This window comes from Mycobacterium szulgai (genome assembly GCF_002116635.1).
Lineage (GTDB): Bacteria > Actinomycetota > Actinomycetes > Mycobacteriales > Mycobacteriaceae > Mycobacterium > Mycobacterium szulgai.
In genome coordinates, this window is the sequence record NZ_LQPW01000082.1 from 41,360 (window position 1) to 68,042 (window position 26,683).

Annotated in this window: 27 protein-coding genes; 17 read left to right on the top strand and 10 right to left on the bottom strand. The window is 64.6% G+C overall.

Translation table 11 applies throughout. The annotated features are described in order from the left end of the window. The first annotated feature begins 37 nt into the window (after positions 1–37). The 4 genes from AWC27_RS13015 (at position 38) to lipD (ending at position 3,439) form a co-directional block, all read left to right on the top strand. Positions 38–790, top strand: coding sequence for a lysophospholipid acyltransferase family protein (locus tag AWC27_RS13015; RefSeq protein ID WP_085670904.1), 753 nt, complete (start codon positions 38–40; stop codon positions 788–790). Continuing rightward, positions 783–1,910, top strand: coding sequence for a serine hydrolase domain-containing protein (locus tag AWC27_RS13020; protein WP_085670860.1), 1,128 nt, complete (start codon positions 783–785; stop codon positions 1,908–1,910). Before AWC27_RS13015 ends, AWC27_RS13020 begins: the two co-directional genes overlap by 8 nt. Before the next feature lie 9 nt (positions 1,911–1,919). After that, entirely contained in the window at positions 1,920–2,093 is a 174-nt protein-coding gene (locus AWC27_RS31065) for a hypothetical protein (RefSeq protein ID WP_169726776.1), read from the top strand. 65 nt (positions 2,094–2,158) lie between these two features. After that, the gene (gene lipD / locus AWC27_RS13025) at positions 2,159–3,439 is read left to right on the top strand and encodes a lipase LipD (protein ID WP_085670905.1); all 1,281 of its coding nucleotides are present in this window, start codon (positions 2,159–2,161) and stop codon (positions 3,437–3,439) included. A gap of 3 nt (positions 3,440–3,442) precedes the next feature. Here lipD and AWC27_RS13030 read toward each other — a convergent pair whose 3' ends face one another. Together AWC27_RS13030 and AWC27_RS13035 are read right to left on the bottom strand one after the other, a co-directional pair. Further along, entirely contained in the window at positions 3,443–4,165 is a 723-nt protein-coding gene (locus AWC27_RS13030; RefSeq protein WP_245847027.1) for a maleylpyruvate isomerase family mycothiol-dependent enzyme, read from the bottom strand. A 107-nt stretch (positions 4,166–4,272) separates the two neighbouring features. Further along, complete coding sequence (locus AWC27_RS13035; RefSeq protein ID WP_085670862.1) at positions 4,273–4,650, bottom strand: hypothetical protein; 378 nt, start codon at positions 4,648–4,650, stop codon at positions 4,273–4,275. Between the two features lie 73 nt (positions 4,651–4,723). Between AWC27_RS13035 and AWC27_RS13040 the strand changes: the two genes are divergently transcribed. Next, positions 4,724–6,586 carry a fatty acyl-AMP ligase gene (locus AWC27_RS13040; RefSeq protein ID WP_085670863.1) on the top strand — a complete coding sequence of 621 codons (1,863 nt, stop codon included), beginning with the start codon at positions 4,724–4,726 and terminating at the stop codon, positions 6,584–6,586. A gap of 15 nt (positions 6,587–6,601) precedes the next feature. On the opposite strand, the gene AWC27_RS13045 is transcribed toward AWC27_RS13040, so the two are convergent. Beyond that, positions 6,602–7,081, bottom strand: coding sequence for an MPT63 family protein (locus tag AWC27_RS13045; RefSeq protein ID WP_085670864.1), 480 nt, complete (start codon positions 7,079–7,081; stop codon positions 6,602–6,604). A 150-nt stretch (positions 7,082–7,231) separates the two neighbouring features. On the opposite strand from AWC27_RS13045, the gene AWC27_RS13050 reads away from it, so the two are divergent. From AWC27_RS13050 to AWC27_RS13065, 4 genes are all read left to right on the top strand, one after another. After that, positions 7,232–9,556, top strand: coding sequence for an arylsulfatase (locus AWC27_RS13050; RefSeq protein ID WP_085670865.1), 2,325 nt, complete (start codon positions 7,232–7,234; stop codon positions 9,554–9,556). 9 nt (positions 9,557–9,565) lie between these two features. After that, positions 9,566–10,237, top strand: a complete 672-nt coding sequence (locus AWC27_RS13055; protein ID WP_245847028.1) for a GAP family protein — start codon at positions 9,566–9,568, stop codon at positions 10,235–10,237. A 164-nt stretch (positions 10,238–10,401) separates the two neighbouring features. Then, positions 10,402–11,163, top strand: coding sequence for a class I SAM-dependent methyltransferase (locus tag AWC27_RS13060; protein WP_085670867.1), 762 nt, complete (start codon positions 10,402–10,404; stop codon positions 11,161–11,163). Between the two features lie 39 nt (positions 11,164–11,202). After that, positions 11,203–11,973 carry a YqjF family protein gene (locus AWC27_RS13065; protein WP_085670868.1) on the top strand — a complete coding sequence of 257 codons (771 nt, stop codon included), beginning with the start codon at positions 11,203–11,205 and terminating at the stop codon, positions 11,971–11,973. On the opposite strand, the gene AWC27_RS13070 is transcribed toward AWC27_RS13065, so the two are convergent. Both AWC27_RS13070 and AWC27_RS13075 read right to left on the bottom strand, forming a co-directional pair. Beyond that, positions 11,967–12,320, bottom strand: coding sequence for a hypothetical protein (locus AWC27_RS13070; protein ID WP_085670869.1), 354 nt, complete (start codon positions 12,318–12,320; stop codon positions 11,967–11,969). The two genes, AWC27_RS13065 and AWC27_RS13070, sit on opposite strands and share 7 nt — an antisense overlap. Before the next feature lie 52 nt (positions 12,321–12,372). Then, positions 12,373–13,140, bottom strand: coding sequence for an SDR family oxidoreductase (locus AWC27_RS13075; protein ID WP_085670870.1), 768 nt, complete (start codon positions 13,138–13,140; stop codon positions 12,373–12,375). A 55-nt stretch (positions 13,141–13,195) separates the two neighbouring features. Between AWC27_RS13075 and AWC27_RS13080 the strand changes: the two genes are divergently transcribed. Continuing rightward, entirely contained in the window at positions 13,196–13,672 is a 477-nt protein-coding gene (locus tag AWC27_RS13080; RefSeq protein WP_085670906.1) for a nuclear transport factor 2 family protein, read from the top strand. A gap of 2 nt (positions 13,673–13,674) precedes the next feature. On the opposite strand, the gene AWC27_RS13085 is transcribed toward AWC27_RS13080, so the two are convergent. Beyond that, positions 13,675–14,424, bottom strand: coding sequence for a DJ-1/PfpI family protein (locus AWC27_RS13085; RefSeq protein WP_308207140.1), 750 nt, complete (start codon positions 14,422–14,424; stop codon positions 13,675–13,677). Positions 14,425–14,432: 8 nt separating this feature from the next. Further along, complete coding sequence (locus tag AWC27_RS13090; protein WP_085670871.1) at positions 14,433–15,383, bottom strand: GlxA family transcriptional regulator; 951 nt, start codon at positions 15,381–15,383, stop codon at positions 14,433–14,435. Between the two features lie 120 nt (positions 15,384–15,503). On the opposite strand from AWC27_RS13090, the gene tpx reads away from it, so the two are divergent. After that, the gene (tpx, locus tag AWC27_RS13095) at positions 15,504–16,001 is read left to right on the top strand and encodes a thiol peroxidase (RefSeq protein WP_085670872.1); all 498 of its coding nucleotides are present in this window, start codon (positions 15,504–15,506) and stop codon (positions 15,999–16,001) included. A gap of 96 nt (positions 16,002–16,097) precedes the next feature. Here tpx and AWC27_RS13100 read toward each other — a convergent pair whose 3' ends face one another. From AWC27_RS13100 to AWC27_RS13110, 3 genes are read right to left on the bottom strand one after another with little or no spacing between them, the layout of a single operon-like run. Further along, entirely contained in the window at positions 16,098–17,195 is a 1,098-nt protein-coding gene (locus AWC27_RS13100; protein ID WP_085670873.1) for an acyl-CoA dehydrogenase family protein, read from the bottom strand. 1 nt (position 17,196) lies between these two features. Then, positions 17,197–18,444: an acyl-CoA dehydrogenase gene (locus AWC27_RS13105; RefSeq protein ID WP_085670874.1), complete on the bottom strand. Its 1,248-nt coding sequence runs from the start codon at positions 18,442–18,444 to the stop codon at positions 17,197–17,199. Between the two features lie 14 nt (positions 18,445–18,458). After that, positions 18,459–19,415: an enoyl-CoA hydratase gene (locus AWC27_RS13110; protein ID WP_085670875.1), complete on the bottom strand. Its 957-nt coding sequence runs from the start codon at positions 19,413–19,415 to the stop codon at positions 18,459–18,461. Between the two features lie 212 nt (positions 19,416–19,627). On the opposite strand from AWC27_RS13110, the gene AWC27_RS13115 reads away from it, so the two are divergent. From AWC27_RS13115 to AWC27_RS13140, 6 genes are read left to right on the top strand one after another with little or no spacing between them, the layout of a single operon-like run. Next, positions 19,628–20,746 (top strand): LLM class flavin-dependent oxidoreductase, encoded by a 1,119-nt coding sequence (locus AWC27_RS13115; protein WP_085670876.1) that lies wholly within the window; start codon positions 19,628–19,630, stop codon positions 20,744–20,746. A 2-nt stretch (positions 20,747–20,748) separates the two neighbouring features. Then, positions 20,749–23,268 carry an FAD-binding oxidoreductase gene (locus tag AWC27_RS13120; protein ID WP_085670877.1) on the top strand — a complete coding sequence of 840 codons (2,520 nt, stop codon included), beginning with the start codon at positions 20,749–20,751 and terminating at the stop codon, positions 23,266–23,268. 12 nt (positions 23,269–23,280) lie between these two features. Continuing rightward, a complete protein-coding gene (locus AWC27_RS13125) occupies positions 23,281–24,336 on the top strand; it encodes an alpha/beta fold hydrolase (RefSeq protein ID WP_085670878.1) in 1,056 nt (351 codons plus the stop codon). 2 nt (positions 24,337–24,338) lie between these two features. Next, complete coding sequence (locus AWC27_RS13130; RefSeq protein ID WP_085670879.1) at positions 24,339–24,830, top strand: flavin reductase family protein; 492 nt, start codon at positions 24,339–24,341, stop codon at positions 24,828–24,830. Continuing rightward, on the top strand, positions 24,827–25,906 hold the full coding sequence (locus AWC27_RS13135; RefSeq protein ID WP_085670880.1) for a 3,4-dihydroxy-2-butanone-4-phosphate synthase: 1,080 nt from the start codon (positions 24,827–24,829) through the stop codon (positions 25,904–25,906). Before AWC27_RS13130 ends, AWC27_RS13135 begins: the two co-directional genes overlap by 4 nt. After that, a complete protein-coding gene (locus tag AWC27_RS13140; RefSeq protein ID WP_085670881.1) occupies positions 25,903–26,673 on the top strand; it encodes an SDR family oxidoreductase in 771 nt (256 codons plus the stop codon). Before AWC27_RS13135 ends, AWC27_RS13140 begins: the two co-directional genes overlap by 4 nt. Positions 26,674–26,683: the final 10 nt, after the last annotated feature.

A 26,683-nucleotide genomic window follows, 5' to 3' on the forward strand; every position in this document is an offset into this window, starting at 1 on the left:
GCCCACTCAATCCGACGTCGCCGCGGCGCTGCGCCTGATGAAGCCGCTGCGCAGACTGATCAAGCCCAAGGTCTACGGAATAGACAACGTGCCGACCGAACGTGCGTTGCTGGTAGGCAACCACAACACCCTTGGCATGGTCGATGCGCCGTTGTTGGCAGCGGAGCTCTGGGAACGGGGGAGAATGGTCCGTTCCCTGGGCGATCACGCCCATTTCAAGGTGCCGGGCTGGCGAGAAGCGCTGACCCAGATGGGCGTCGTCGAGGGCACCAGAGAGATCGCCTCGGAGTTGATGCGGCGTGGCGAACTGGTCATGGTGTTCCCCGGCGGCGGCCGCGAAGTGAACAAGCGCAAGAACGAGCAATACAAGCTGGTGTGGAAGAATCGACTTGGGTTCGCGCGCTTGGCAATTCAGCACGGTTACCCGATTGTGCCGTTCGCCTCGGTGGGGGCCGAACACGGCATCGACATTCTGTTCGACAACCAGTCCCTGGTGATGGCGCCCATGCAATTTCTCACCGAGAAGCTGCTGGGCACGCCTGACGGTCCACCGCTCGTCCGCGGCGTTGGACTGACTCCGCTGCCGCGCCCGGAACGGCAGTACTACTGGTTCGGCGAGCCGATCCACACCAGCGAGTTCCACGGGCAGGAAGCCGACGACAACGCCGCACGCAAAGTGCGTGAGCGTACTGCCGCAGCGATCGAGGAGGGCATCGCCCTGATGCTGGCCGAACGTGAGGCCGATCCGAATCGTTCGGTGGTCGGGCGGCTGTTACGCACCGATGCCTGAGGCTGGAACCGAGCGGCGGCGCCTCGGCGGACCCCTTGGACTTTTCGTGGTGGCGCTGCTCCTCGCCGCCTGCGGCGGTAGCCCGCACTCCGCACCACCCGCCGGGTCGACCGCCACTGCCACCACGGACACCTCCGGTTTCAAGGCCCGCAGCAGTCAGGCCGTCTTGGACGATGCGGCTAAAGACGACGAACCGGGTTGCTCGGCGGCGGTGGGCGTCGAGGGCAAGATCGCCTGGACCGGTACGCGCGGAATCGCCGATCTGAGAACCGGGGCCAAGATCACGACGGACACCGTTTTCGATATCGCCTCAGTGTCAAAGCAATTCACCGCAACGGCGATCCTGCTGCTAGCCGAAGCGGGAAAGCTGACCCTTGACGACCCGCTCTCCCAATATGTTCCGGACATGCCGGCGTGGGCCACGCAAGTCAGCTTGGTCCAGTTGATGCATCACACCAGCGGGATCCCCGACTACGTCGGGCTGCTTCAGGAGCAGGGGTACAGCTACGGCGACCGCACTACTGAGGCCCAGGCTTTGCAAGCGCTGGCCGGCGCGCCGGAGTTGGTGTTCAAGCCGGGCAGCCGATACGAGTACTCCAACTCCAACTATCTGCTGCTCGGCGAGATCGTCCACCGCGTCGCCGTGCAGCCGCTGCCGGACTACCTCAGCGCGGAGATCTTCAAGCCGCTCGATCTGGTCATGGTGCTGGATCCGGTGGCACGACTGCCCGCCAAAGCGTTGTCGTACACCAAGACCGAAGGCGAGTACCGATTGGCCGACTCGGCCTGGGAACAGGTCGGCGACGGCGGCATCCAGACCACGCCCAGCCAGCTGGTCCGCTGGGGCGACAACTACCGAACCGGCAAAGTGGGCGGCCCGAAGCTGCTCGATGCGCAACTGGCCGGAGCGGTGCAAACCGAGCCGGGCGGCGGCGACCGCTACGGCGCAGGGATCTTCGCACTGGCCAACGGCATGCTCGATCACGACGGCGCCTGGGCCGGGTTCGTCACCGCCTTCCGCGTCAGCAGCGACCGGCGTACTTCGGTGGCGATCAGCTGCAACGCCGACAAACAGGATCCAGAAGCCATGGCCGAGGCGCTGGGCCGCCTCTGGATGTAACTAGCCGGGTTGGCCCTTCGCGCCGGTGCCGCAACCAAGCGCGCCGCTGCGCCCGGCGCCACCGTCGCCGCCAGTACCACCGGTGCCATTGCGGCCGGCGGCGTCGCCGTTGCCGGATGTTCGTCGGCCGGGAACCGCATCGCTGACGCAACGACAGCCGGCCAATTCCGGCCCAAACCGTGAGTTGGATCGTCGGAAAACGGCATTCCCGTGCGCCGGGCGTCCACTGGGCTGCAATCATGCACGGTATGGCTGAACCGTCTCTTCTCACCGCCGACAATGGCCTGCCCTCTGGAGTCCAGGGTGCCTGCGATTCACGCTTCCTGAACGTCATTCGCGCGTTCGCCGGGCTGTACCCGGGCCGCAAGTTCGGCGGCGGCGCACTCTCGGTCTATCTCGAGGGCCGGCCTGTCGTCGACGTGTGGACCGGCTGGTCGGATCGCAAAGGCGAGGTGGCATGGACCGCCGACACCGGGGCGATGGTGTTCTCGGCGACCAAAGGGTTGGCGGCCACCATCATTCATCTGCTGGTCGACCGGGGATTGCTGGCCTACGACGCGCCGGTCGCCGAATACTGGCCGGAGTTCGCAGCCAACGGCAAGTCCGAGATCACCGTCAGCGACGTGTTGCGGCATCGGGCCGGGCTGTCACACCTCAAGGGCGTCGGCAAGGACGAGGTCATGGACCACCTGCTGATGGAGGAGCGGCTTGCCGCGGCGCCGCTGGACCGCACGCACGGAAAAATGGCCTATCACGCCATTACCTACGGATGGCTGCTGTCGGGGCTGGCCCGTGCGGTGACCGGCAAGGGGATGCGCGAACTGTTCCGCGAAGAGCTGGCCCGCCCGCTCAATACCGACGGTCTGCATCTGGGCCGGCCACCGGCCGACTCACCGACCACAGCGGCGCAGACGCTGGTTCCGCAAGCCAAGATTCCGACTCCGCTGCTCGATTTCATCGCGCCGAAAGTGGCGGGCCTATCGTTCTCGGGGCTTCTGGGCTCGATCTACTTCCCGGGCATGATGTCGATGTTGCAGGGCGACATGCCCTTTCTGGACGGTGAGCTGCCGGCGGTCAACGGGGTGGTGACCGCGCGTGCGCTCGCCAAGACGTATGCGGTGCTGGCCAATGACGGCGTGATCGACGGAACCCGGCTACTCTCGTCCGAGGCGGTGTCCGGCATGAAGGGCAAGGCCGAGCTGTGGCCGGATCTGAATCTCGGTCTTCCGTTCACCTACCACCAGGGCTACCAATCATCCCCAGTGCCAGGGTTTTTGGAGGGGTACGGCCACATCGGTCTGGGCGGCACGGTCGGATGGGCAGATCCGGAGTCCGGCGCCTCGTTCGGCTACGTGCACAACCGGTTGTTGACGCTGCTGTTGTTCGACGTTGGTTCGTTTGCGGGCTTGGCTCCGTTGCTCAGCGGCGCCGTCTCAGCCGTACGCGATGATGAACCGCTGGAAGTCCCGGACTTCGGTGCCCCGTTCTTCGAACCCGACGAACCCGATGAGCAGGAGCCCGCATCCTAGGTTTCAGAACGTTGCTCGTGCCAGAAACCGGTTGAGCGCCGCCACATCGCCGTCGATTTCCACCTGAGCGATGCGGCGACGGCCCCACAACAGCAGCACCAGATCGGATGCGGACGCGCTCACCCTGACATCGGCACTGGCGGCGGCCGGCGCAGACTCACACGCTCCGCCTCCGGCGCGAACTGTCCAGTCCACGTCGATATCGTTGGCGCGCAACGCAATTACCTGCACGGGCCCGTCCAGATCGTTGGACATACCTGGCAGCACATCGTCGAGGAACTCCGCGACCCCATCTGCGGCCAATGTCTTCTCGATGGGCACGTCGGCCCCACCCGCCGTCTCGGCATCCCAGCGGTGCACCGCGGTCTCGTGCGCAACGCGACGCAAAATGAAGCCGACCTCCTTGCGGCGTCCCCAGGTCCACGCGGGCGTGCTGGGGTCCACCCGGCCCAGGGTGTCCACGGTGTCCCGCAGGCCGTCGCGAAACCACTGCACAACGGCCTTCTCGTCCGGTCGGGGGGGCTCCTGGTAGGTGTCGGGTCCGGCGACGGCTCCGGTGGCGGCCCCCCTCCAGAAGGTGTGCGCATTGCCCACGTGCCACACCAGATCGGCGATGGTCCACCCGGGACAGCTGGGAACCCCGCGGCCCAGCCCGGCTAGGTGAGCGACAGCAGCGATCCGATTGCCATCGCGTTGTAGCGCAGCGATGTAGTCGGTCGGTTGCATCGCGAGTGATCGTACTGCTGATGGGGCCGCCGATGGCGCCGAGCGTGCACTGAGCGCGCAGAACCGGCCGGCGGATTCCGCAGGGACTGCGCGCTCGGCGAGCATCCCTACAGCTCGTAAAGCAGTATCCACACCAGCGCTACGGCCATCACCAGTAGCACCGCCAGGATTGCCGCGCGAAATATCCGCGACTGGCGATGAAACCAGGCCCGCAATTGTGTGAAACGCCAATCGGTCCACGCGTACGCGCGCGCCGCCCAGTGCAGTTCGACTGCGAGGAGGCGAAATGCGACCAGCACCGCCGGGATACCCGCCTCGGGGAGTAACACGATCAGCGGGACGGACGCGACCAAGAGCACGCCACCGACGACGGCAAGCACTGCACGAAGCGGCATCGGCCGGGCCCGGCCCCGCTCGCGGTAGGCGAGCACCCTAGCCAGCGCGGCCTCGCGGGTCGTGTTCGGTACACGGTCGCCCGAGTCCATCGCTGGGACTCTAGTGGACTCGGTCGCGATGCCGAACCCGTTTCCGACGAGAGCGCTTGAATAGACTGCGCCTATGAATTCCGGTTCGCAGCAGGACTCCGTAGCGCCAAAAGGCCTGCTAAAGATCGAGGATTGCCTGGACGCCGACGGCGGGATCGCATTGCCGGCGGGGACCACGCTGATCTCACTCATCGAGCGCAACGTCGCAAACGTCGGCGATCTGGTGGCTTATCGATACCTGGACTACGCACGCTCTGAGGGAAATGCCCACGAGGTGACCTGGGCCCAACTCGGCGTCCGACTGGACGCCATCGGCGCACAGGTGCAGCAGTTCGCGGGTCCCGGCGACCGCGTCGCGGTCCTGGCGCCGCAGGGCATCGACTATGTAGCCGGCTTCTACGCGGCGATCAAGGCAGGCACCATCGCCGTGCCGTTGTTCGCTCCCGAACTACCGGGCCACGCCGAGCGTCTCGAGACGGCGCTTCGCGATTCACAGCCCACAGTCGTGCTGACAACGACGACGGCCAACGCCGCGGTGGAGAGTTTTCTGGCCAACCTCCCGCAGGTGCAGCGGCCCCGCGTCATCCTCATCGATCAGATACCCGACTCGGCTGGGGACCTGTTCACTCATGTGGACCTGGACATGGACGCCGTTTCCCACCTGCAGTACACCTCGGGTGCCACCCGGCCGCCGGTCGGCGTGGAGATCACTCACCGAGCGGTCGGCACCAACCTGGTGCAGATGATCCTGTCGATCGACCTACTGAACCGCAACACCCACGGGGTCAGCTGGCTGCCGCTTTATCACGACATGGGGTTGTCGATGATCGGCTTTCCGGCGGTCTACGGCGGGCACTCCACGCTGATGTCGCCCGCCGCGTTTGTCCGCAGGCCGCAACGATGGATCCAGGCCTTATCAGCCGGGTCGAGGACCGGGCGCGTGGTCACCGCCGCGCCGAACTTCGCCTACGAGTGGGCAGCGCAGCGCGGACTGCCCACCGACGGCGAAGACATCGACCTGCGCAACGTCGTGCTGATCATCGGTTCAGAACCGGTCAGCATCGATGCGGTAACGACGTTCAATAAAGCGTTCGCACCCTACGGATTACCGCGCACCGCGTTCAAGCCCTCCTATGGCATCGCCGAAGCGACCCTGATGATCGCCACTATCGATCACAATGCCGAGACGACGGTTGCCTACTTCGACCGCGAGCAACTGGCGGTCAATAAGGCGGTACGGGTCGCCCCTGATGCCCCTAATGCGATGGTGCAAGTGTCGTGCGGTCAGATCGCGCGCAGCCTGTGGGGAGTCATAGTGAATCCCGATACCGGCAGCGAGCTGCCCGACGGCGACGTCGGCGAAGTCTGGCTGCAGGGCGACAACGTGGGCCGGGGCTATTGGGCGCGGCCCGAGGAGACCCGCCGGACATTCGGCGCCAGGCTGAAGTCGCAGCTCAGCGAAAGCAGCCACGCCGAGGGATCGGTGATCGCGGGCAATTGGCTGCGTACCGGCGATCTCGGCGTATACCTCGACGGCGAGCTGTATGTCACCGGCCGCATCGCCGATCTGGTGACAATCGGTGGGCGCAACCATTATCCGCAGGACCTCGAAGCGACCGCGACCGAAGCGTCGCCGATGGTACGCCGTGGATACGTCACGGCGTTCACGATTCCGTCCGACTTCCATGACCAGCAAGATGACCAACAAGACGACCGGCAATTGGTGATCATCGCCGAACGGGCCGCGGGCACCAGCCGCGCAGATCCGCAGCCGGCAATCGAGGCGATCCGAACGGCGGTGTCGCACCGCCACGGATTAACGGTCGCCGATGTCCGCTTTTTGCCCGCCGGCGCAATTCCGCGCACCACCAGCGGCAAGCTGGCGCGTCGGGCCTGCCGCGCCCAGTACCTCAGTGGTGTATTGGGCGCGCATTAGCTTGCGTCTATAGGCTCATGGCCCCCAAATCAGCAGATCTTCCATTCCGTTATTCATTGCCACAATGGTCGGCGACGGCCCGGTGACATCGAAGTAGATTTTGCCGCTGGCTTGCGCACCCTGCGGGATTGTGGCTCCGCTAATGGTGTTGGGACCCGAAGCCATCCAAAGGACGCGGTAGTTGACGCCGTCGGCGGTGCGGGCGTTGAACTGCGAGATGGCCGGGGTGACAGGGCCCGAGATCGCGTTGACGGTGGCGGTGGCTTCCCAGAGCTGGCCGGCCACCGGATAACCCGGAATGGTGTCGGTGCTGGATTTGAGGTCACTGACTTTCCAGCCGAGAACGACTTGGCCAACCGAGTCGGTCATTGTCAGCTCACTGCCGAGTTTGCCGGTGATCGGATAGGCCGCCGAACTAATCGGTGCATTGGTGAGCGCAATCGTCGTCATGCCCACGATCGCTAGTGCGGTCTTTATCATCGTGGTGATCTTCATTGGTCCTCCACTGCTCGATTTGGGTGACCCCATCATTCGGAACCACCCGGCGCGATAGACACTTTAATCCGCAAATGTCGAGCGATTCCAGAAGTTCAGTGCTAAGCAGCTGTAATTGCGCGAGCAGATCACTATCCCAAAGGAGGCACGGTGGGCGACCTACCGCGTGCAGAGAAACCGTTCGGCGGCGTCGTCAACCCATCGGCCGCGGATTCAACACCGGTCACACCGGCGATCACCTACCCGCCTGCCGACGCGCCGAACGTCGTCGTGGTACTGCTTGATGACGTCGGCTTTGGCGCCTCATCGACATTCGGCGGGCCCGTCCCGACACCGGCGCTCGATCGGATCGCAGCTAACGGGCTGCGCTACAACCAGTTTCACACGACCGCCTTGTGCTCGCCGACACGCGCGGCACTGCTGACCGGCCGCAATCATCACAGTGCGCACATGGGCACTATTTGCGAAATCGCCTACGGATTCCCCGGCTACGACAGCGTGCTCCCACAGAGCACCGCCACAGTGGCGCAAGTCCTGCGGATGAACGGGTACAACACAGCGCTGTTCGGCAAGGCCCACCTCACCCCAACCTGGGAGATCGGTCCCGCCGGACCGTTCGACCGCTGGCCGACCGGCCTCGGCTTCGAACGCTTCTACGGCTTCTTAGGCGGCGATACCTCCCAGTACGAACCGGCGCTCTATGACCAGACCACACCGGTTGAGCCGTATGTCGGGCGCGATGACTACCACCTCAGTGAGGACCTTGCCGATAAGGCGATCGAATGGATCCGGCTGCAGCAGACGTCGGCACCGGGCAAACCGTTCTTCGTCTACTTCGCTCCGGGCGCGACACACAGCCCGCACCAGGTGTGGCCGGAGTGGTCGGACCGGTTTGCCGGCCAATTCGACGACGGCTGGGATGCCCTGCGGGACAGGATATTCGCCCGTCAGATCGAGCTGGGCATCGTTCCGGCCGGAACCCGGTTGACGCCGCGACCCGAACAGATTCCCGGTTGGGCGGACTACGACGATCGGTACAAGCCGGTGGCCCGGCGCCTGATGGAGGTGTACGCAGGCTTCCTGGCCCACACCGATGCTCAGATCGAACGGGTCATCCACGCCATCGACGAGTTAGGGCAATGGGACAACACGCTATTCATCTACGTGTGCGGCGACAACGGCGCCTCGGCGGAGGGAACGCTACACGGCGCGTGGAGCTGCCCGGCGTTTCAAAACGGGCTGCCCGAAGACCCGGAATGGCTGCTGGCTCATATGGCCGACTTCGGTACTGCGCGATGCGAAAACCACTACAACGTCGGGTGGGCGTGGGCGCTGGACGCACCGTTTCAGTGGATGAAGCAGGTGGCGTCCCATTTCGGGGGGACCCGTAACGGACTGGCGATCTCATGGCCCCGGGGAATCACCGCGGCAGGGGAGCAGCGCAGCCAGTTCCATCACGTTATCGACATCGTTCCCACCATCCTCGATGCCGCCGGAATCGAGATGCCGCAGCGCGTCAACGGAATCGAACAAAAGCCGATCGAGGGCGTCAGCATGCGGTACTCGTTCGACTCCGCGGCCGCAGATAGCCGCCGGACCACCCAATACTTTGAGATCTTCGGCAATCGCGCTGTGTACCAACAGGGTTGGATAGCGTCTTGCTTCCATGGCCGACTGCCCTGGGTCCGTACCGGGAGCCACCCGTTCGGCGATACCGAGCGCTGGGAGCTCTACCACCTTTCCGACGATTTCAGCCAGGGCGTCGACCTCGCCGAGCAGTACCCCGACAAACTCGCCGAACTCAAGGCCGTCTTCGACGCCGAAGCACGCAAGTATGACGTCTACCCGCTCAGCGACGCGACGCTGGCCCGTGCGTTGCCCGTCAACCGGCCGAGTCTGCTCGGCGACCGCACCTCGGTGACCTACTACGCCGATCATGTGCGCATCCCAGAACCCGCGACCCTGGCCTACACCAGCACATCGTTCGACTTGCGGGCACAGTTGCAGATACCGCAGGGAGGCGCACGGGGAGTGGTGATCTGCATCGGCGGGTCGATGGCCGGCTGGACGTTGTACGTGCAAGACGGCATCCCCATCTTCACCTACAACTATCTCGGGCACGAGCTCACCACCGTGGCGGCGACCGACCCGCTACCGGAAGGCGCGGTCGCCCTTGGCCTTTCGTTTGACTATGACGGTGGCGGACTCGGCAAGGGCGCGTCGGTGACGCTGCGCGTCGACGAGTCCGAGGTGGCGACCGGCCACATCGAGCGCACGGTTCCGTTCCGGTTCTCGATGAGCGGCGAAACCCTGGACGTCGGCGTCGATACCGGATCGCCGGTCGCGCCGTATGGCCAGGCATTCGCATTCACCGGCGGTATCGACCGCATCGACGTCAGCGTTGCGCCGCGCGCCGCCGATCTGGCCGCAGCGATCGCCGAGGCCGAGATGCGTGCTGCCGTCAGCTCGCAATAGGAGATGGCCATGTGGAGCAGCCTTGCCCCGCTGATTCTTGGTGGCGCGCTGGAACCGATCGAGATCGCGATCACGATCATGTTGCTGGGCACGCCCTCTCGGGTCCGCGCGGCCGGCGCGTGGATCACCGGGCATGTGGGAACCCGCCTGTTGCAGGGCCTCGTTTTCGGCACCATCCTGCACTGGGGAGCCCGCAGCGCCGGCAACGGTCGCACCCATCACTGGATTATGTCGACCGTCCTGCTGGTGGTCGCCGTGCTATTTCTCGTCACGGCGGCGCGCGAGCTGTTGAGCGACGACGATCCCAATTCGCCACCGCCGAAGTGGATGACGATGCTGATGTCGGCGACACCAACCAAGGCATTGTTCATCGGCGCCGGGGTGGTAACGGTTTCGGTGAAGTCCTGGGTCTTCACGCTCGCCGCGATCAGCGTGATCGGTAACGCCCGGCTGGATCGAGTCGCCAACATCGGGTCCTACATCGCCTTCGTACTGCTAGCAACGAGCGTGAACCTGCTCATCATCGGCCTGGCCGCATTCTTTCCCGATCAGTCGCGTTCCCTGCTGGACCGGGTTTTGCGCTGGCTGCGGGAAAAGAACCGACCGATCATGGTCGTCGTCGGCCTGGTATTCGGGATCTGGTTCGGGGCCAAGGCCCTGCACGGCTTCGGGATCATGTAGCCCGGGGCGCCTTGGAAATCCTGGCGCGAGGCTGTGCAGTTTGCCTTCGATTCCGGCTGATCGTGGCATTATCGCCAATTCCCTGGTAAGCCGCCCGCGCTTACTTTCAGAGCCTGCGAATTATTTCGTCTTGACTCGTCTGGCCGGAGGGCGAATTGACTACGATGACCCGCTACCAGCGCGGGACGGCCGAGTATGCCGAAGCGTTCGCCGCCCTGCTGCGCAACTACGCCTCTCGCGAACAGTTGTATTCGGCGCTGCGCGACCTGGTGGCCCAGTTCCCCTCCGATGCCGTGGCCATCGATTGGGGCGCCGGCACCGGTGACCTGACGCGGATTCTGCTGGAAAGCGTTGCCGCCGTCTATTCCGTCGAGCCGAGCGCCGCCATGCGCAGCGCTCTGGCCGCCAATTGTCCGGCGGCCCGGATTATCGACGGCACGATCATGAGCGCCGATCCGCCGCACTCCGCGCAGGTCGCGGTGCTCAGCCACGTCCTCTACCACGTTCCGGAGTGCGAATGGGAGTCGCACGTCACGCGTGCAGCGAATTTCCTTTCCACCGACGGTGTGCTGCTAATTGCGCTGAAGGACGCCGAATCGGGCTGCAACCGAATGCTCGAGTATTTCGGTGCGCCGCGTTTCGACCTCCTGCGCGAAATGGCGCGGGTGCTGCGCCGGCACAAGGAATTTGACTTCGCCTTCTCCCACAGCTGTCACTCCGTGCGTACGACCTCCTTCTCAGATACATTGCAAATAGCGCGCTTTATGATGTCCGATCGCCCCGCGGAGGCGTTTATCGCGTTGCCGACCGAAGCGCAGTTTCGAGACTATGTCCGCACCCATTTCTGGGACGAGGAGAAGAAGGCCGGCGGATGGCGAACCGGCGACGTGTATTGCCTTGTGCGGCGTAACCCGCGTTGGGGATGAAATCGACGCGCGCAATACAACGCGTGCCAAGATATACCGATGACCGTCCCAGGCCAGTCGGATACCGGACCCAGTGCGAAATCGGCCCTTGCCGGGTATCCGGTCACCTCGCCGCCCCTGCGTGGCCCGGTGACCTTCGACCAGTGCTGGGGTGAGCTGACCTTCGTGCACTGGCCGGTGCGCCCGCAAAGCGTTGAACACCTCTACCCGCCCGGAACCCGCCCCGACATATTCGCCAACGGCATGACCTACGTCGCGCTGGTCCCATTCACCATGAGCCGCACCACGATTGGCACCGCGCTGCCGCTGCCGTACTTCGGCAGCTTCCTGGAGACCAACGTCCGGCTGTACTCGATCGATGATGGCGGCCGCCACGGCGTGGTCTTCCGGTCGCTGGAAACTGCGCGACTTGCCGTGGTGCCCACCATCCGGATCAGCCTCGGCGTCCCCTATACCTGGGCGAAGATGCGGATGACGCGGACGCACGAACACATCACGTATCACAGTGTCCGGCGCTGGCCACGGCGTGGACTGCGCAGCTTGCTGACGGTCACCGTGGGCGATGTGATCGAACCGACGCCCCTGGAAATCTGGCTCACCGCGCGCTGGGGCGCACACACCCGCAAGGCCGGCCGGACCTGGTGGGTCCCGAACGAACACGAAACGTGGCCTTTGCAGGCGGCCGAGATCGTCGAGTTACACGACGATCTGGTGGACGCGAGCGGGGTACCGATCGCCGGCGAGCGATTGCGTGCGCTGTATTCGCCCGGTGTGCGAACCCGGTTCGGCCGTCCCTGTCCGATTCAGTAGGCCAGCACATGGAAATGCCCCCGCGGGCAGTCGCCCTCGATACCGCTGTAGAGTTCGTCTTCGAAGGTTCGCCAGCTCCAGTGCTCACCGCAGTACGATGCCGCGCAGTCCGGGCAGTGGAACGGTGCGAAGGAGTAGCCGATCTGATACAGGGCGCTGGCATCGTCGCCGGCAAGCGCCTGGGCGACCCCCTCGACTCGGTCGGCCGGGACGGGCCGGCTGGTGACACCGAAGAACGTCTGCACTACCAGCGCGGCTTGTCCGTCCGGCCGGATGGCGCCGTCCAACTCGGCCACCGCCGCGAGCGCCGGCGATGGCGAATAGGCGAGCGCCTCTGGACTTTTCACCAGCCAGACCTGTCCCGCGCTCGCCCTGCAGAGCGCGCACTCAAAACTCCCCTCAAGGACAGGTGTATCCACCGTCGATCACTATGTCCGAACCGGTCATGTAGCTAGACGCCTCGCTGGCTAGATACAGATACAGGGCGGTCAGTTCTTCGGGCCGCCCGATGCGGCCGAGCGGAATCTTCGGCTCCCACAACGCGTGGTATTCGGTTAGCGGTTCGACGAGCTCGGTGAGTATGTAGCCAGGGCTGACACTGTTCACCCGGATCCGGTGCGGGGCGAACTCCACTGCCATGGCCTTGGTCAGGTGGATGACCGCGGCTTTGGACGCGCAGTAGTGGCCAACCTGCTGAGGGATGTTGATGATGTGGCCCGACATCGAAGCGGTGGTGATGATGGCGCCGCCCCGGCCCTGTTGAACCATTGCCCTGGCCGCCGCCTGGGCAGTGAGGAACACGCCGGTCACGTTGGTGCTCTGAATGCGCTGGAACTCTTCGAGCGCCATGTCCAGCATCGGCACGACGCCCACGACTCCGGCGTTGCACACCGCGATGTCGACGCCGCCCAACTCGGCGCTGACCTGGTCCACCATGCTGGTCACCTGCTCTTGCTGGGTCACATCGCAGGAGAGGGGTAGCGCCTTGCCGCCGGCCGCGGCAATCTCCTCGGCGACCGCCGCCACAGCGTCGAAATGCCTTGCGGCTAAAGCCACTTGAGCCCCTGCTTCGACATAGGCAAACGCCACCTTCTTGCCGATGCCGGTGGATGCCCCGGTGATCAGGGCCGTCTTGCCGTGCAGATCGAACAAGTCCAACACACCCATTCGCCATCCCCATTTGACCGTGACCGTAAGCGCAACAGGTTCTAGTGTGTCCGGTATGGGCCAGTTCGCCAAAGCCGAGATCGAAGAAGCCGTCCGGCACTACACAGCGGTCGTCGAAGGGTGTTCCGCCTCGGGGGACTGGCGGCCGTTTGCGGATTTATTCACCGAGGATGTCGTCTACACCGAGCATCACTATGGGGTCTTCCACGGGCGCGAGGCGGTGCGGGATTGGATCGTCGCCGTGATGGCCCCCTTCCCGCACATGCGCTTCCCGTCCGGCTGGACCGCTTACGACGAGGACAACGACGCCGTCGTCGTCATGATCAAGAACCTGCTCGATCACCCGACTGATCCGGGCGGTGAGCCGTTCTGGTTCCCGAACTGGACCAGACTCGTCTACGCCGGCAACGGGTTGTTCTCCAGCGAGGAAGACATCTACAACCCGAATCGTGATGCGCCGCAGGCGGTCAGCGCCTGGCTGCAGGCCGGCGGCAGGTTCGCCTCCGACGAGTTCCTGCAGCCCAAGCCGTAAACCTAGACGGTCGAGGTAGCGGGCTGCCGCCGGCGCCGCCGAGAGCGCGCCGCGCTCAGCGCCTGATCCCAGGCAAGCAGGGTTGCGGCCTTGATGTTGGCCGGTTTGACGCTGTCCTTGGACAGCAGCGCCGTCGCGCTGGCCTTAGTGGTGGCCGACGCCTTCGACATGTGGCCAGAGTCGAACGGTGGTTGTGGGTCGTACTCGATCGCCAGCTGGATCGCCTTGGCCCGGGATTCTCCGCCCATCTGCCCGGCCAGCCACAGCGCGAGATCAAGCCCCGCGGACACTCCCGCGCTGGTAATGATGTTGTCCTGGTGCACAATTCGCTCGTCAGCGACAGGGATGGCACCAAAGGCCTTGAGTGCCGGAATGGTCAGCCAGTGCGATGTGGCGCGCCGATTCTCGAGCAGACCCGCCGCGGCCAGAATCACCGAACCCGAACACACCGACGTCGTCCAGCTGGCCGTCCGGTGCGCCTGGCGCAACCACTCCAGCAGTTTCTCGTCACGCGCGTGCACCGGGGTCGCGGGACCACCTGGAACGAGAATCACGTCGGGCGAGGGTGTTTCAACCAGCGAGTGGGTGGCACCCAGTACCAGAACACCCGAATCGGCGGTGATCGGACCCGCTTCATGCCAGACGAAGCGCACCTCGGCGTGCGGCAGCTGCCGCAGCACCTCGTACGGACCGATCATGTCCAGCGCGGTGAAGCCCGGGTAGGCCACGAATGCGATTTGGGTCATCATCATCTCCTAAGTTAGGCGAAGGCCTTGCGGTACTGGTCAGGCGAAATGCCGACGCGGCGAATGAAGTTGCGCCGCATGGTTTCCGCCGTCCCGAAGCCGCAGCGCGCGGCAATCGCGACGACCGTGTCGTTCGTCTCTTCGAGCTGCCTGCGCGCGGCCTCGGTACGGATGCGTTCGACGTATTGACCAGGCGCCTCGCCGACTTCGTCGGTGAACACCCGGGTGAAGTGCCGCGGACTCATCGCCGCCTGCTGCGCCAGACCTTCGATGCTGTGCGAACCGCCCGGTTGCGCCTCAATGGCTTCCTGCACCGTGCGGATCACATTCCGCTTGGCCCGGGGCATCCACACCGGAGCAGCGAATTGGGTCTGTCCGCCGGGGCGCCGTAGATAAAGCACGAGCCAGCGAGCGACCGTCTGGGCGACCTCCGTGCCGTGGTCATCCTCGACCAGTGACAAGGCGAGGTCGATTCCCGCCGTGACGCCCGCGGCGGTCCATAACGTCTCGGAGCTGCGGACGAAGATCGGATCGGGATCGACGTCGATGGCCGGAAAATCGCGGGCCAACCGCTTGGCGAACGCCCAATGTGTAGTCGCCCGGCAACCGTCCAGCAGCCCCGCCTCGGCCGCCAGGAAGGCACCCGTGCAAACGGTGACGAAGCGGCGGACGCGGCCGGAAACGGATCGGATCCAGTCCATCAGCACTGCGTCGGATCGCGCGGCGTCCACCCCGCCGCCGCCGGGCACGATGACCGTGTCGATGACCTCGTCGGGATCTGGCAACGGCCTCGACACAAAGGCCAGACCGGTTGCGGTGCTGATGGGCTGGCCGCCGACCGAGGCGAGGACCACCTCGTACGTACCGTTGGTCAACAACGACGCGGACGTGAATACCTCATGAGGGCCCACCACGTCGAGGGCCTGCACGTCGGGGAAGCCGACGATCACCACTTTGCGGGCCATGAACCCAGTGTTGAGCAGAGTAGGCCATGTCGTCTACGCCACGCACCCCACGAATTAGGACAGACGCAGAGGGGGAGACCTGCCCGAAAGCCGCGTCGGTGGCCTTGGCAGACTGTGCCCATGGCACAGATAACCCTGCGCGGAAACGCGATCAACACTGTCGGCGACCTACCCGCTGTCGGATCACCAGCCCCGGCGTTCACACTGACCGGTGCCGACCTGGCGGAGGTCAAAAGCGATCAGTTCCGGGGTAAGTCGGTGTTGTTGAACATCTTTCCCTCCATCGACACACCGGTATGCGCGACGAGTGTGCGCACCTTCGACGAGCGCGCCGCCGCCAGCGGCGCGAGCGTGCTGTGCATATCCAAGGATCTGCCGTTCGCCCAAAAGCGCTTTTGCGGCGCTGAGGGCACCGAAAATGTCAGCGCCGCGTCGGCATTCCGGGACAGCTTCGGCGAGGACTACGGAGTCACCATCTCCGACGGTCCGATGGCCGGATTGCTCGCCAGGGCCATCGTGGTGATCGGCCCCGACGGCAACGTCGCCTACACCGAGCTGGTGCCGGAGATCGCGCAAGAGCCCGATTACGATGCGGCCCTCGCCGCATTGGGCGGTTAGTCCGCTGGGGCGTTAACGACGCGCGCGGGCCGTAGTGGCCCCGTCTGAGTTGACCGGGCAACCGGCGCACATGCCCGCGGCCGTGACGGCCAATATCTAAATGCCCGCGCGGTCGGCGAGCAGGGCTCGATGCTGGGCACCGCTGCCGAATAACGCCTCGCTGGTCTTGGCACGGCGAAAGTACAAGTGCAGGTCGTGCTCCCAGGTGAAGGCGATGCCGCCATGGATCTGGATCGCCGAGCCGGCACACAACGCAAATGTGTCGCCGGCCTGCGCCTTCACCAAGGGTGCGGCAACGGATAGTTCGGCATCGTCGGCGGCTGTCATCGCGGCGAACATCACCGCGGCACGGGTCGCGTCAATTTCTATCATCATGTCCGCGCACGCATGCTTGACCGCCTGGAACGAACCGATCGGTCGATCGAATTGCCGTCGGGTCTGGGCGTATTCGACCGTAAGTTGCAGACAGGCCTCGGCGCCGCCGAGCATCTCGGCGGCCAGTAGTACCCGCGCCACGTCAAGTACCCGCTCCAGGTCACCGGGGGGGCCTGCGGCCAGCACATCGGCCGGCGCCTGCACAAGCCGCAACGAGGCGACAGGACGGCTGATGTCGAACGAGCGCAGCGGTACGACCGTGACTCCCGGAGCGTCGGCAGACACGACGTGCATTGCCACCACGCCGTCGGTGAGCGCGGGAACGACGAACAGATCGGCAACATGACCGTGCGGCACCGGGACACATTCGCCGGTGAGCACAGTGCGACCGGCGATGCGACAGGCCCGCACGGTTGCCTCGGACGTATCAGCGACGCGCGCGCCAACGGCGGCAAATGCTCCGATCTGTGCGCCCGACAGCAAACCGGCGAGCAAGGTCTTGCGCTGCTCCTCGTCGCCCAGGCGAAAGATTGCCTCGGCCGCAAACACGTTGCTGGCAAACGGAACTGGAGTAAGCGCCCGGCCGAGTTCGCAGAAAGCGATCGCCGCTTCGACCAGGGTGGCTCCTACGCCCCCGTACTCGGCCGGCATGTGCAAACCCGGTAGCTCCAGTTCGCCGCATAACCTTTGCCACAGGCTGCGGTCATGGCCGTCGAGAGCCGCCACCTGACGCATCCGGGCCGGCGGCGCCTGGTCTCGAAGGAAGCTGCGCAGCGAGGCGCGGAAGTCGTCCTGTTCCTTGCTGTACTGAAACTCCATGTCAGCCCACCACTTCGGGTTCCGGACGTGGTTCCTTGGGAAGCCCGAGCAGTTGCTCACCAATCACATTGCGCTGAATCTGTGAACTGCCGGCGTAGATTGTCGCGGCCTTCGCGTAGAGCAACTCGTCCATCCAGCATGCGGGGGAGTTCGGTGTGCCGGCCTGGGGGACCAGCCGGGCACCGCCGTTGCCCGGCCCCGGTGGGCCGAGCGCATCCAGGCCGAGGATTTCGGCGGCCAATTCGGTGTAGCGCCGAAAGTATTCGCTCCAAATGACTTTGGTAATGGCAGCCTCGGCGCCGGGCAGATGTCCGTTCATCGATATGGTGAGACCCCGGTAGCCTCGATAGCGCATGATCTGAACACGAGAAAAGCACCACGCCAAGCCATCGCGGATCCGCGGATCGGTGTGCACTGCGCGCTCGCGCGCGAGCACGCACAGCCGCTCCAGGTCCCGGCCGAACGCCAGGGCCGCGGTGGTCACCTGTGACCCGCGTTCAAAACCCAGCAGGGTCATCGCGGCCGACCAGCCGTCCCCGACTCCGCCGACGACGTTGGTCGAAGCGGTGCGGGCGTCGGTGAGGAAGACCTCGCTGAACGCCGAATGCCCGGCGGCGTTGACGATCGGCCGGACCGCGACGCCAGGCTGATCCATGGGGACCAGCAAGAAGGACAGTCCCTTATGTTTGGGAGCGCGCGGGTCTGTCCTGGCCAACAGGAAAATCCAATTGGCGGTTGCGCCCGCCGAGGTCCAGGTCTTCTGGCCGTTTATCACCCACTCATCCGGCGAACCCCGGCTGTCGAGGACGGCCCTGGTACGCACCGCCGCCAGATCCGAGCCGGCCTCGGGCTCAGAGAATCCCTGGCACCAGCGGTCCGCGCCGCTCAAGATGCGGGGCAGGTAATGCCGCTTTTGCTCCGCCGATCCGAGCGCGATCAGCGTGTTGCCCAACAGCTCGATACCAAGAAGATCGTTCTCCGGCGGCTCGGGCGCGCCGGCTCGGGAAAACTCCTCGGCCAATACCACCCGTTCGATCGCCGAAAGACCGCCGCCGCCATACTTCTTCGGCCAGGACACCGCGACCAGACCGGCGCCAGCCAGGGCCTGGCGCCACTGCAACCCGAACGCTTCTCGCTCGTCGGGTGGTAGCGCCCCGGGGCCAGACCAGCCGCTGGGCAGATGCTCGGCCAGAAAAGCACGGATCTGGCAGCGAAAGGCCTCCGCTTCAGGGGGATAGGTGACGTCCACTCGCCGCTGCCGCGTCAGGGCCGCTGTTTGGTCGAAGGCGAAATCTCCGGTGTGGCGCGCCAGTCGTCAAGGCCGTGCTCGACCGTTCCATACGACAGCTGGCCACCGGTGACTTCGGCCCAGTGCGCGTGATTGAGCTGATGAATCTTGAAGCAACCGTCCAGTGCGGTCGAGAACCCCTGGGCATCGACGGTTTGGTTCACCGATTCTTTGATGAGCAAGGCTGCCATCGTCGGAACCTTGGCGATGCGGCGGGCGAATGCGATTGTGTTGCTGGCTAATTCGCCACTGGGAAACACCTTGCTCACCATTCCCAGCGCGTGCGCTTCGTCCGCGCCGATCGAATCGCCGGTAAGCAGGAGTTCCTTGGCTTTGCGCGCGCCGAACTCCCAGGGATGGCCGAAGTACTCGACACCGCACATTCCGAGCCGGGTGCCGACGACATCGGCGAATACGGTGTCTTCGCTTGCCACGATCAGATCGCAGCACCACGCCAGCATGAGACCCGCCGATAGGACGGTTCCGTGCACCTGGGCAATGGTGATTTTGCGCAGATTGCGCCACCTCTTTGTGTTTTCGAAGTAGTAATGCCACTCCTGGCGGTTACGCGACTCCACCCCACCGAAGGTTCCGCCGTTGCATTGATAGGTGGGGTGCTGGCCCGGGCCAGGTGACCGTTCCCGCACATCGTCGGCCGAACCGAGGTCGTGCCCGGCGGAGAAGACCGGGCCTGCGGCACGCAGGATCACTACGCGGACCGCGTCGTCGGCTTCGGCGATTTCGAAAGCGGTGCCCAACTCCACGAGCATTCCGCGCGTCTGCGCGTTGCGTTGTTTCGGTCGGTTCAGCGTGATGGTGGCGATCCGGCCGTCGTCGACGGTTTCGTAGCCGATGTACTCAAAATCCGGAACGCGATGCGGCCGCTCCTCATCCGACGGGCGATCGACCGGACGAACCCCGGTGACGCTCATGGCGGCTCCTTACTGCTCAGTGCGCGCTGAACGGGTGACGTTTGGGAGATTACGCGGCCGCTAGTGCTGATGTCCATAGCCAATACGCACGCGTTCTGCCCATAGAGGGCTAAAACCGCATACAAAAAGGCACTTGTGCGCAGCGAAGTATCTTGGTAGTACTGTGGTATACCTACAGAAGCTCGCCGTGCACCGACCAAGAAGGGTTGAACATGGAGATCGGAATATTCCTCATGCCGGCCCACCCACCGGAGCGCTCCCTGTACGACGCCACCCAATGGGACCTGGACATCATTGAACTGGCCGACCAGCTCGGCTACGTCGAAGCCTGGGTTGGTGAGCACTTCACCGTGCCGTGGGAGCCGATCTGCGCACCTGATCTGCTGTTGGCTCAGGCGCTGCTACGCACGAAGCACATCAAGCTTGCACCCGGTGCGCATCTGCTGCCGTACCACCACCCGGTTGAATTAGCCCATCGCGTTGCGTATTTCGATCATCTCGCCCAGGGCCGCTTCATGCTCGGCGTCGGCGCCAGCGGTATCCCCGGCGACTGGGCCCTCTACGACGTGGACGGCAAGAATGGCGAGCATCGCGAGATGACGCGCGAAGCCCTCGAAATCATGTTGCGCATCTGGACCGAGGACGAGCCGTGGGAACACCGCGGAAAGTACTGGAACGCAAACGGAATCGCGCCGATGTTCGAGGGCCTGATGAAGCGTCACATCAAGCCCTTCCAGAAGCCCCATCCGCCGATCGGCGTGACCGGTTTCAGCGCGGGTTCCGAAACGCTGAAGCTGGCCGGCGAACGTGGTTATCTGCCAATGAGTTTGGACCTCAATACCGAATACGTAGCCACCCACTGGGATGCCGTATTGGAAGGCGCCGAGCGCAGCGGCCGGACCCCGGACCGCCGTGATTGGCGGCTGGTGCGTGAGGTCTTGGTCGCCGAGACCGACGAGCAGGCGTTCCGGTATGCCGTCGACGGCACCATGGGTCGCGCCATGCGAGAGTACGTACTGCCGACGTTTCGCATGTTCGGCATGACGAAGTTTTATAAGCACAACCCATCGGTGCCCGATGAAGACGTCACTCCGGAGTATCTCGCCGAGAACACATTCGTAGTCGGGTCGGTCGAAACGGTGGTCGACAAGCTCGAAGCCACCTACGACCAGGTCGGCGGTTTCGGTCACCTCCTGGTGCTTGGATTCGACTATCGGGAGCATCCGGGCCCATGGATGGAGTCGTTGCGACTCCTGGCCGAAGAGGTCATGCCCCGACTCAACGCCCGCATAGCCAATAAGCCCAAGAAGCCTGCGGCAGTGGTCGTCTAGCGATGACCAATCATCAGGTCACGGTCGGTTATTCCGACGGAACGCACAAGTCCATGCCGGTGCGGCCGGACCAGACGGTGCTCGATGCCGCCGAGGAACACGGCGTGGCGATCGTCAACGAGTGCCAGAGTGGGATCTGCGGCACGTGTGTGGCGACCTGCACTGCGGGCCGCTACGAGATGGGGCGCACCGAGGGGCTCTCCGATGTGGAGCGCGAAGCGCGAAAGATACTCACCTGCCAGACATTCCCGGAATCCGATTGCCGAATCGAACTGCAGTATCCGGCCAACGACAACGCGGCGCTGCTGGTTGCCGGCGACGGCGTGATTACCGCGGTCGACCTGGTGTCACCCAGCACCGCCATCTTGCGCGTGGACGTCGCCGGCTTGGCGGGAGCACTGAAATACCGAGCCGGCCAATACGCACAGTTGCAGGTTCCCGGCACCGACGTATGGCGTAACTACTCGTACGCACATCCAGTCGACGATCACGGCGAACTGGAATTCATCATCCGGTTGCTCCCCGACGGCGTGATGTCCAATTACCTTCGCGACCGCGCGAAACCTGGTGACCGAATTGCATTGCGCTGCAGCAAAGGCAACTTTTACCTGCGCCCCATCGTGCGCCCGTTGATCCTGGTCGCGGGCGGCACCGGCCTGTCCGCCATCCTGGCCATGGCTCAGAGCCTGAATGCCGATATCGCGCATCCGGTGTACCTGCTGTACGGGGTGACCGCTACCGAAGACCTGTGCAAACTCGACGAACTCACCGCGCTGCGGCGGCGTATTCCCCGTTTGGAGCTGCATGTCATCGTCTCGCGACCGGGAGCCGATTGGGACGGACGGACCGGGCTGGTCACCGATCTTCTGCAGGACCGCATGCTGGCCGATGGTGACGCCGACATCTATCTGTGCGGTCCAGCAGCGATGGTCGAGGCCACCCGAACCTGGTTGGGCAACAACGGCTTTCATAGTGCCGGCCTCTACTACGAGAAGTTTGTCGCCAGCGGAGCAGCGCGTCGCCGCGAACCGGCTTACCTCGACCACTCGGCCCTGGACATCGCTGCATTGCGCCGTAGCGGCCGCGGTACCGCAGTGGTCATCGGCGGCAGCATCGCGGGCATCGCGGCAGCCAAGGTGTGCAGTGAAAATTTCGAGCGCGTCATCGTCCTCGAGAAGGACGATCCGCACCGACGCCGCGAGGGGAGGCCTGGGGCGGCGCAGGGCTGGCATTTGCATCACCTGCTGACCGCGGGACAGATCGAACTCGAGCGCCTGTTCCCCGGCATTGTCGACGACATGGTGCGTGAAGGCGCGTTCAAGGTCGACATGGCCGCGCAATACCGGATTCGCTTGGGCGGCAGTTGGAAGAAGCCCGGTACCAGTGACATCGAAATCGTCTGCGCCGGACGCCCGCTGCTGGAATGGTGTGTGCGACGCCGGCTGGACAACGAACCGAGGATCGACTTCCGATACGAATCCGAGGTCACCGATCTCGTGTTCGATCGCGATGCCAACACCGTCATCGGAGTCGCCGTCCAGCGCAGTGGCGCTGAGCCCGAGGTGCTGGCGGCCGAGTTCGTCGTGGACGCCTCGGGCAAGAACACCCGCGTGCCGGAATTCCTGGAGCGCATCGGAATCGGAGCCCCCGAGATCGAGCAAGACATCATCAATTGCTTTTACTCCACGATGCAGCACCGGGTTCCGCCCGAGCGGCAATGGAACGACAAGGTGATGGTGATCTGCTACGCGTACCGCCCGTTCGAGGACACCTACGCCGCCCAGTACTACACCGACAGCTCACGTACGCTGCTGTCCACCTCGTTGGTGGCCTACAACTGTTACTCGCCGCCGCGCACCGCTGCCGAATTCCGCGAGTTCGCCAATCTGATGCCGTCACCCGTTATCGGCGAGAACATCGACGGACTCGAACCGGCGTCGCCGATCTACAATTTCCGCTATCCGAACATGCTGCGCCTGCACTACGAAAAGAAGCACAACCTGCCGCGTGCGCTGTTAGCCGTCGGCGATGCCTACACCAGCGCCGACCCGGTATCGGGGCTTGGTATGAGCCTGGCGCTCAAGGAAGTTCGCCAGATGCAGCTGCTGCTGACGAGATACGGCGCGGGCCACCGCGATCTGCCACGCCGGTATTACAAGTCCATCGCCAAGATGGCCGATACGGCCTGGTTCGTCATCCGCGAACAGAATCTGCGCTTCGACTGGATGAGGGACGTGAACAAGAAGCGCCCGTTCTATTTCGGCGTTCTCACCTGGTACATGGATCGTCTACTGGAGCTGGTGCACGACGATCTCGACGCCTACCGCGAGTTCCTGGCGGTCGTGCACCTGGTCAAACCGCCGTCGGCGTTGATGAAGCCGGGCATCGCCAAGCGTGTCCTGGGTAAGTGGGCGCGCACCATGCTGGCCGGTGAGAAGACGCTGATCGCCCGCAACTACGAAAATCGTTCGGCACCAGAGCGGCCCATGGATCAACTCGTCAGCGCAGCCAGAATTCACTGAGAAGAGGTCGACATGGCACCGACTCATCGCATGCTGAACTGTCGGGGCACCCGTATCCACGCGGTGCAGGACGGCGAGGGACCGCTGGTGGTGCTGCTGCACGGGTTTCCGGAGTCCTGGTACTCGTGGCGGCATCAGATTCCGGCGCTCGCCGCCGCGGGGTACCGGGTGGTCGCCGTCGACCAGCGTGGCTACGGACGCTCGTCCAAGTACCGCGTCCAATCGGCCTATCGGATCAAGGAATTGGTCGGTGACGTGCTTGGTGTGGTCGACGCCTACGGTGCCCAGCGCGCCTTCGTGGTGGGACATGACTGGGGTGCGCCCGTCGCCTGGACGTTTGCCTGGCTGCACCCGGAGCGCTGCGCCGGTGTGGTCGGCATCAGCGTTCCGTTCGCCGGCCGCGGTGTGATCGGCCTGCCCGGCAGTCCTTTCGGTGAGCATCGCCCCAACGACTACCATCTGATCCTCGCCGGTGAAGACCGGATCTGGTATCAGGATTACTTCTCCGCGCAGGACGGCATCATCGCCGAGATCGAAGAGGACGTGCGCAGCTGGTTGGTGGGACTGACTTATACGGTCTCCGGAGAGGGGATGATCGCAGCCACCAAAGCAGCCGTCGACGCGGGCGTGGACCTGGCAGCGATGGACCCGATCGACGTGATCAGGGCCGGCCCACTGTGTATGGCCGAGGGCGCCCGACTCAAGGACGCATTCATCTATCCCGAGACAATGCCAGCCTGGTTCACCGACGACGATGCGGACTTCTATGCCGGCGAGTTCGAGCGCTCCGGCTTCGGCGGGCCGCTGAGTTTTTATCACAACATCGACAACGACTGGCACGATCTGTCCGGTCAAGCGGGCCAGCCGCTCACCCCGCCCGCGATGTTCATCGGCGGTCAGTACGACGTCGGAACAACCTGGGGCGCAGAGGCACTCGACAGGGCAGCCGAGGTGATGCCGAACTACCGGGGTGCCCATATGATCGCCGACGTCGGTCACTGGATTCAGCAGGAGGCGCCCGAGGAGACCAACCGGCTACTAGCTGATTTCCTGAACGGGCTGCGTTAGCCATGCCGGCGACCGACCTTCTCGACGAAGCCGCGTTACGGCGGGCGTTGGGCTGCTTCCCATCCGGGGTCGTAGCCGTTTGCGCGACGCACGAGGGCGTGCCAGTCGGGATGGCCGCGAGTTCGTTCACATCCGTCTCGCTCGACCCGGCACTGGTATCCGTCTGTATCCAGAGCTGCTCCACGACATGGCCGCGGCTACGCAGCCGTCCGCACCTCGGGGTGAGCGTATTGGCGCAACACCATGGCGATGCGTGTATCAGCCTGTCGCGCAAGGAGGCTGACCGGTTCGCCGGGGTGCACTGGACCGAGCTGGCCAGCGGTGCAGTGGTGATCCACGGCGCCAGCGCTAGCTTGGACTGTCGGCTTTACCAGGAGATTCCCGCGGGAGACCACCTCATCGCGTTGCTCGAGATATGGGCGCTGAATGCCGATCCCGATACTGCGCCCTTGGTCTTCCACGGCAGCAGGTTTCGGCGGCTGGAGTGTCGATGAGAACAACTGATGTGCGGGTACGACGCGCGATCACGGCGATGGCGGCGGGGCGACCCGTCGTCCTCGCCGGAGACGGGGATTGCGATGGCTATCTTGTGTTGCCCGCCGACGCGGCGACTGCGCGACTGTTGGCCTTCATCATCCGGCACACCTCGGGCTATGTCCGAGTCGCATTGCCGGGCAATGAATGTCGACGCCTGAACCTTCCGCCCATGTGCCACAGCGACCCCGCCTATCGGGTTGCGGTCGACGTCCGCGGCACCGGAACCGGGATTTCGGCAAGTGACCGGGCCCGCACCATCGCCGCGCTCGCGTCGCCACGATCTCACGCCTCGGATTTCCTGCGTCCGGGCCATGTGGTCCCGCTGGAAACGTGCACGAACGGGGTGCTGGGCCGGCCCGTCGCCGCCGAGGCGGCGGTCGACCTGGCCCGCCTGGCGGGGCGGCAGCCGGCCACGGCACTCGGCGAAATCGTCTCGCGCCGCAGCCCCGCGCGGATGGCCCGCGGCGCCGAGTTCGTCGAATTCGGCGTCGAATACGGCCTGCCAGTGATCTCGATCGGTGAGCTCGTCGCCTACCGACGGCGCACCGAACCTCAGGTGGCCCGGATCACCGAGACGGTCGTGCCCATTTGGGCCGGCGCCTCCCGCGTTATCGGCTTTCGTGACGTGCACAGCGGCGCTGAGCATTTGGCAGTCATCGTCGGCGTGGCCGACGCCGGCGTACCCGTTCCCTTGCACGTCCACGTCGAATGCCTGACGGGAGACGTGTTCGGCTCCGAGGGGTGCCGATGTGGCGTCGAGCTCAACCGCGCATTGTCCCGTATGTCGGTTCAGGGCAACGGAGTTATCGTCTACCTGCGGCCGCCTGGACCTCCGCGGGCCTGTGGGCTATTCGCTCGCGCCGCTGGCCCGATGGCCGGCGATCCCCTCTCGGACACAGTGGCCTGGATTCTGCGGGATCTTGGCGTATATGCGCTCAAGCTTTCCGAAGACATGCCAGGATTTGGCCTTGTCCTGTTCGGGGCGATTCGCGAGCATGGCATAGGAGCTGAAGTGTTGGCGGCTGCGGGTTGAACCATCCAGACCTGGCCGGTAAGGCCGCGATCGTTACCGGTGCCGGTGCGGGGATCGGCTTGGCGGTCGCCGAGCGGCTGGCCGGCGAAGGCTGTCGCGTGCTGTGCGCGGATATCGATGGTGCAGCGGCGGATGCCGCCGCACGGAAAATCGGTTCCGGGGCGGTGGGTCACCGAGTTGACGTCAGCAACGAAGAGCAGGTCGTCGGCATGGTCGACGCTTGCGTCCGCTCGTTCGGTGGAGTGGACAAACTCGTCGCCAACGCCGGCGTGGTTCATCTGGGTTCACTTCTCGAAACCAGCGTCGAGGACTTTGATCGTGTTATCGCGATCAACCTGCGCGGTACATGGCTGTGCACCAAACACGCCGCACCGAAGATGATCGAGCGTGGTGGCGGAGCGATCGTCAACATGTCGTCGCTGGCGGGCCACATCGGCGTGGGGGGCACTGCGGCATACGGCATGTCGAAGGCGGGGATAAGCCACCTCAGTCGCGTCACCGCAGCGGAATTGCGCTCGTCGAATGTGCGTGCCAACGCGTTGCTTCCCGCTTTCGTCGACACGTCGATGCAGCAGAGCGCCATGGCGATGTTCGACGAAGCGCTCGGTGCCGGCGGCGCGCTGGGAATGATCTCCCGCCTGCAGGGCAGGATGGCCGCACCCGAGGAGATGGCAGGCATCGTGGCGTTCCTCTTGTCCGATGACGCGTCGATGATCACCGGCACGACTCAGATCGCCGACGGCGGAACTATTGCCGCGTTGTGGTAGACGTTTAACG

What these genes read in the sequence shown, in the direction of transcription:
- AWC27_RS13015 (WP_085670904.1), top strand. Translation starts at nt 38, where the DNA reads ATGAAGCCGCTGCGCAGACTGATCAAGCCCAAGGTCTACGGAATAGAC.
- AWC27_RS13020 (WP_085670860.1), top strand. Translation starts at nt 783, where the DNA reads ATGCCTGAGGCTGGAACCGAGCGGCGGCGCCTCGGCGGACCCCTTGGA.
- lipD (WP_085670905.1), top strand. Translation starts at nt 2,159, where the DNA reads ATGGCTGAACCGTCTCTTCTCACCGCCGACAATGGCCTGCCCTCTGGA.
- AWC27_RS13030 (WP_245847027.1), bottom strand. Translation starts at nt 4,165, where the DNA reads ATGCAACCGACCGACTACATCGCTGCGCTACAACGCGATGGCAATCGG.
- AWC27_RS13035 (WP_085670862.1), bottom strand. Translation starts at nt 4,650, where the DNA reads ATGGACTCGGGCGACCGTGTACCGAACACGACCCGCGAGGCCGCGCTG.
- AWC27_RS13040 (WP_085670863.1), top strand. Translation starts at nt 4,724, where the DNA reads ATGAATTCCGGTTCGCAGCAGGACTCCGTAGCGCCAAAAGGCCTGCTA.
- AWC27_RS13045 (WP_085670864.1), bottom strand. Translation starts at nt 7,081, where the DNA reads ATGAAGATCACCACGATGATAAAGACCGCACTAGCGATCGTGGGCATG.
- AWC27_RS13055 (WP_245847028.1), top strand. Translation starts at nt 9,566, where the DNA reads ATGTGGAGCAGCCTTGCCCCGCTGATTCTTGGTGGCGCGCTGGAACCG.
- AWC27_RS13060 (WP_085670867.1), top strand. Translation starts at nt 10,402, where the DNA reads ATGACCCGCTACCAGCGCGGGACGGCCGAGTATGCCGAAGCGTTCGCC.
- AWC27_RS13065 (WP_085670868.1), top strand. Translation starts at nt 11,203, where the DNA reads ATGACCGTCCCAGGCCAGTCGGATACCGGACCCAGTGCGAAATCGGCC.
- AWC27_RS13075 (WP_085670870.1), bottom strand. Translation starts at nt 13,140, where the DNA reads ATGGGTGTGTTGGACTTGTTCGATCTGCACGGCAAGACGGCCCTGATC.
- AWC27_RS13080 (WP_085670906.1), top strand. Translation starts at nt 13,196, where the DNA reads ATGGGCCAGTTCGCCAAAGCCGAGATCGAAGAAGCCGTCCGGCACTAC.
- AWC27_RS13085 (WP_308207140.1), bottom strand. Translation starts at nt 14,424, where the DNA reads ATGATGATGACCCAAATCGCATTCGTGGCCTACCCGGGCTTCACCGCG.
- AWC27_RS13090 (WP_085670871.1), bottom strand. Translation starts at nt 15,383, where the DNA reads ATGGCCCGCAAAGTGGTGATCGTCGGCTTCCCCGACGTGCAGGCCCTC.
- tpx (WP_085670872.1), top strand. Translation starts at nt 15,504, where the DNA reads ATGGCACAGATAACCCTGCGCGGAAACGCGATCAACACTGTCGGCGAC.
- AWC27_RS13100 (WP_085670873.1), bottom strand. Translation starts at nt 17,195, where the DNA reads ATGGAGTTTCAGTACAGCAAGGAACAGGACGACTTCCGCGCCTCGCTG.
- AWC27_RS13110 (WP_085670875.1), bottom strand. Translation starts at nt 19,415, where the DNA reads ATGAGCGTCACCGGGGTTCGTCCGGTCGATCGCCCGTCGGATGAGGAG.
- AWC27_RS13115 (WP_085670876.1), top strand. Translation starts at nt 19,628, where the DNA reads ATGGAGATCGGAATATTCCTCATGCCGGCCCACCCACCGGAGCGCTCC.
- AWC27_RS13120 (WP_085670877.1), top strand. Translation starts at nt 20,749, where the DNA reads ATGACCAATCATCAGGTCACGGTCGGTTATTCCGACGGAACGCACAAG.
- AWC27_RS13125 (WP_085670878.1), top strand. Translation starts at nt 23,281, where the DNA reads ATGGCACCGACTCATCGCATGCTGAACTGTCGGGGCACCCGTATCCAC.
- AWC27_RS13130 (WP_085670879.1), top strand. Translation starts at nt 24,339, where the DNA reads ATGCCGGCGACCGACCTTCTCGACGAAGCCGCGTTACGGCGGGCGTTG.
- AWC27_RS13135 (WP_085670880.1), top strand. Translation starts at nt 24,827, where the DNA reads ATGAGAACAACTGATGTGCGGGTACGACGCGCGATCACGGCGATGGCG.